Source organism: Microbacterium sp. NPDC089189 (assembly GCF_040685095.1).
Classification (GTDB): Bacteria; Actinomycetota; Actinomycetes; order Actinomycetales; family Microbacteriaceae; genus Microbacterium.
Window position 1 is genome coordinate 1 of sequence record NZ_JBFBHG010000055.1, and the last position, 3,623, is coordinate 3,623.

Sequence of the window (3,623 nt, forward strand, 5' to 3'; positions counted from 1 at the left end):
GAGTGCTGCGGGGGAGACGCTGAGGTCTGCCATGGTCACTGTCCTCCCATGATCGCGCCGAGCCCGCCGATGGTGGACTGGTGCTGCTCTTCGAGCGCGGCCTGCGAGCGCTCCGTGGAACGCAGGGCCTCTTCCAGGTGCACGAGAGTCTGGTTGATGCGGTGCGCACCCGCCGTCCACGTCGTGATCATCTCGGTGTAGGCCCGCGACGCGTCGCCCTGCCAGATCGCCTGGATCTGGTCCAGCTCGCGCTGTACCCGGCGCGTCGCATCCGTGATGTCGACATGGGTGGTTGAAACCGCTTCCGCCCCTCGGCGGAGTGCGCCCTCTTCTGCGGAGATCTGATCGCTCATGAGAGCCCCTCACTGGTCGAAAGAATCATCGTGGTCATTCGTCGCGTCCGCCGGAACCGGCGTTCTCCGACCGGGGACCGAAATCGGCGTCGTCCTCGAGCTTCGGAGCGACCGGCCCGCCCAGGCCGCGGCCCTTCTTCTCGTTGCGACCGCCACCACCCGCAGGCGCTCCGCCACCGCCGCCCATCATGCCCGCCGGGCCGCGCGACCCTCCGGCCTCGCCGGCCGCGCCGACACCGACGCCTCCGGTACCGCCCTTGCCGAGCAGACCGCCCGCGGCTCCGCCACCGGCGTTCGCGGTGAGACCGCCGCCGAGACCGCCCGCGCGAAGACCGCCGGCACCGCCCGCGCCGCCGGCGCCACCGAGTCCGCCGAGACCGCCCGCGCCGCCGAGGCGTCCGAGACCGCCGCCGGCCGCCGCCTTACCCAGACCGCCGAGGGCCGCGCCCGCCCCGCCGGCGACCAGGCCGCTGGTCATCCCGCCGCCCAGGCCCCCGCCACCGGAACCGATGCCGCCCGAACCACCGCCGGGCAGCGTGCCCACGCCCGGTCCACCCGGCAACGTCGGCACGCCGCCGTCCGTCGGCCCATCCGGATTCAGGATGATCGTGCCCGGCGGGGGGATGTCGATGATCGGGTCTTGTCCCGTCGGCGGAGGAAAGGGCATCACGATCGGAGGCTGGGTGCCGGGGACATCCGGGTACGGCGGGATGGAACCGATGCCGGTGCCGGAACCGCCGCCGGGGTTCCCGGAGCCGCCGGGGAAGGTGGGCACGCCTTGGCCGCCGCCGGGGCCGCCGCCGACGGGACCGCCGATCGGCCCGCGAATGGGGTCCGGCTGGGCCGGAGGCGGAGGAGGAACGTCCTGCGAGAGCGCGAGCGGGGGCGGCTCGGGGATGTTCCTACTCGCTGTGTTCATCTGCTGCGTGACCTCGTTGTACGCGGTCTCGGCCTGGCCCTCGCGCTGCGAGCCCATGAACCAGTTCGCGCCGGCGATCGCTCCCTCGCCGGCGACGATCGAGAACGGCCCGAGGAAGACGGTCGTGCCTGCCGCGGCCGAACGGATGAGCTGCTGCTGCTCGGAGTTCAACGATCCTGCGCCGAGGCTCTCGAGGCGCGCCTGCGCCTCCTGACGAACCTCGTTCGCCGCCGTGATCGCGTCCGGCAGGTCGGTCTCGAGGTAGTCGATCAGACTCTGCACCTGGCCCTTGGCCTCCTGCAGCTCCGCGGCGGCGGCGGCATCCGTCTGACCGGTGAGCCCCGTCTCGGTGGAGATGCGGTCCATCAGAGCGCGCAACTGGTTCAGCGCGATCGTGACATTGCCGAGGGAGGGAACGCGCCAGGCCTCGCCTTCGGCCAGGGTGCGCAGACGGTTCTCGAAGTCGCTCATGACTGTTCCTTCGCGTGGTTCTTGCTTCGACGAACGAGGACGATGGTGAGGATGATCGCCCCGACGATCACGAGGCCGCCGACGACGGCCAGGATGACGATGATGGTGCCGAACGGGGAGCCGTCCCCGGCATCCTCGGGTGCCCCGTCGGACGACGGCGTGGGCGTCGGCGAAGCGCTCACGCTCGCCTCGGCCGCCGCGAACTCTTCATCGGTGGGGAGCTGAGCCAGAGGCTTGTCGAGAAGGGGGTTGACGTCGTCGTAGACGGACGGGTCGGCGGCGAGGACGCTGCGCAGCGACGCGACGCCGTACCCGAAGCCGTTCTCCCCGTCGTAGGCGAGCTCGTGCGGCTCGGTGCCGGTGTTGTGGATGAGGGACTGCAGCAGCTGGTTCGCCGAGGCGTCCGGGTACTTCTGCATCGCGGCCGCGAGGATGCCCGACACGAGCGGCGTGGCCAGCGACGAGCCCGCGGTGCGGTTCGAGTCGTCCCATGTTCCGCCGGGTGCGCCGATGGAGGAGAAGGGGGAGCCGGGGGCTACGACCGTCGTCCAGGGGTTGGCGTTCGGGACGCCGAGGTCGCCGATGAGCAGGTTGGCGTCGCGGTCGACCGCGTTGACCGCGACGGTACCGCGGAAGCCGTTGGGGACGCCGCCGCCTTCGGACGAGCGGTTCGGCACGCTGGCCACGATCGGCACGCCCTCGGTGACCGCTCGCGCGATGACCTCGGTGCCTCGGAGCCCTTCGGCTCCTCCGCCCTGCGAGATGCTGATGATCTGGGCGCCGTCATCGAGCGCGCGTTCGATCTGGAAGAGCATGGCCGAGAGACCGGCTGCTTGAGCCTCGGCGCTGTCCGTGCACTGCTCCAGCGGGCCCGTTCCGTAGAACGTGACGGAGGCGTCCGGAACGATGCCGCGGATGGCGCCCGCGCCGGCGCCGTTTCCGACGAGCAACGCGGTGACGGTCGAGCCGTGGCGTGAGGAGTCGTTCAGCTCGCTGGTGGACGGAACCGCGCCCTCGCAGCTGGCACCCGGCGCGACGGTCAGATCGGCGTCGGCGAAGACGGGAAGATCGGGGTTGATCTGCGAATCGATGACGGCGATCTTCACGCCCTCACCCGTCCAGCCGTCGGCATGGGCCTGCTCGACGCCGTAGACGTCGTACCACCACTGGCCGTCGTCCGCGGCCGTGGCCGCGTGCGCCGGGAAGGCGATCCCGACCATGACCGCACTCAGCAGGGCGACGCCGAGGAGGCGGGCCCGTGCGGAACCGACGGGGGGCACGGTCACCACGCGTCGTTGCCGGCGCCCGGGCTCGTCGCGGGCGCGCTGGGCGTGGGGGTCGTGGACGGAGCGTTGGGGGACGAAGCGGGGGACGTCGTCACGATGCCGTCGACGAAGGCGTCGGCCTGCCGCGCGGCGAGGGAGCTCTGCCCGTCGGTCTCCTGCAGTCCGGCCGCGGCAGCCTCGAACGCGGCCGCATTGCGCTCTACGTAGGTGCGTACCATCTCGGTGCGCCACGCGACCTGCCGTGCGACGTCCATGAGGCGGTTGTTGACGAGCCGCTGGCCGTCCTCGTCGCGCGCCCCCTCGGTGCGCACGACCTCGCTCACAGGAGGAAGAACCGCCGCCTGCTCGAGCATGCGACTGATGTTCTGCTGCAGAAGGTCGAGGTTGATGCCGATGATGCCGAGCGTGCTCATGATTCCCCCGGGGTCGTGCGGTGTGGTGTGCGAGGCGGTGAGTGCGGACCGGGTGGGGTGTCCCCTCGCCCGGCCCGCGTCAGTGGGTGGTGTTTAGAGTGCGAAGCGTCCTGCGGCGGACTTGTCGGTGGAGACGTAGCCCTGGGAGATCTCTTCGGTCTTGGAGGAGATCTGTTCGAGG

At 71.2% G+C, this 3,623-nt stretch carries 4 protein-coding genes; all 4 read right to left on the reverse strand.

Annotated features, from left to right (window positions below):
* Positions 1-35: 35 nt before the first annotated feature.
* From AB0N73_RS16265 to AB0N73_RS16280, 4 genes are read right to left on the reverse strand one after another with little or no spacing between them, the layout of a single operon-like run.
* Positions 36-353, reverse strand: coding sequence for a WXG100 family type VII secretion target (locus AB0N73_RS16265; protein ID WP_363565399.1), 318 nt, complete (start codon positions 351-353; stop codon positions 36-38).
* Between the two features lie 34 nt (positions 354-387).
* Positions 388-1,743 (reverse strand): hypothetical protein, encoded by a 1,356-nt coding sequence (locus AB0N73_RS16270; protein ID WP_363565401.1) that lies wholly within the window; start codon positions 1,741-1,743, stop codon positions 388-390.
* Complete coding sequence (locus AB0N73_RS16275; RefSeq protein ID WP_363565403.1) at positions 1,740-3,029, reverse strand: S8/S53 family peptidase; 1,290 nt, start codon at positions 3,027-3,029, stop codon at positions 1,740-1,742. The genes AB0N73_RS16270 and AB0N73_RS16275 overlap by 4 nt, the downstream gene beginning before the upstream one ends.
* Complete coding sequence (locus AB0N73_RS16280) at positions 3,026-3,442, reverse strand: hypothetical protein (protein WP_363565405.1); 417 nt, start codon at positions 3,440-3,442, stop codon at positions 3,026-3,028. The genes AB0N73_RS16275 and AB0N73_RS16280 overlap by 4 nt, the downstream gene beginning before the upstream one ends.
* Positions 3,443-3,623: the final 181 nt, after the last annotated feature.

Excerpts from the sequence above, each read along its gene's own strand:
- AB0N73_RS16265 (WP_363565399.1), bottom strand. The coding sequence starts at position 353 with ATGAGCGATCAGATCTCCGCAGAAGAGGGCGCACTCCGCCGAGGGGCG.
- AB0N73_RS16270 (WP_363565401.1), bottom strand. The coding sequence starts at position 1,743 with ATGAGCGACTTCGAGAACCGTCTGCGCACCCTGGCCGAAGGCGAGGCC.
- AB0N73_RS16280 (WP_363565405.1), bottom strand. The coding sequence starts at position 3,442 with ATGAGCACGCTCGGCATCATCGGCATCAACCTCGACCTTCTGCAGCAG.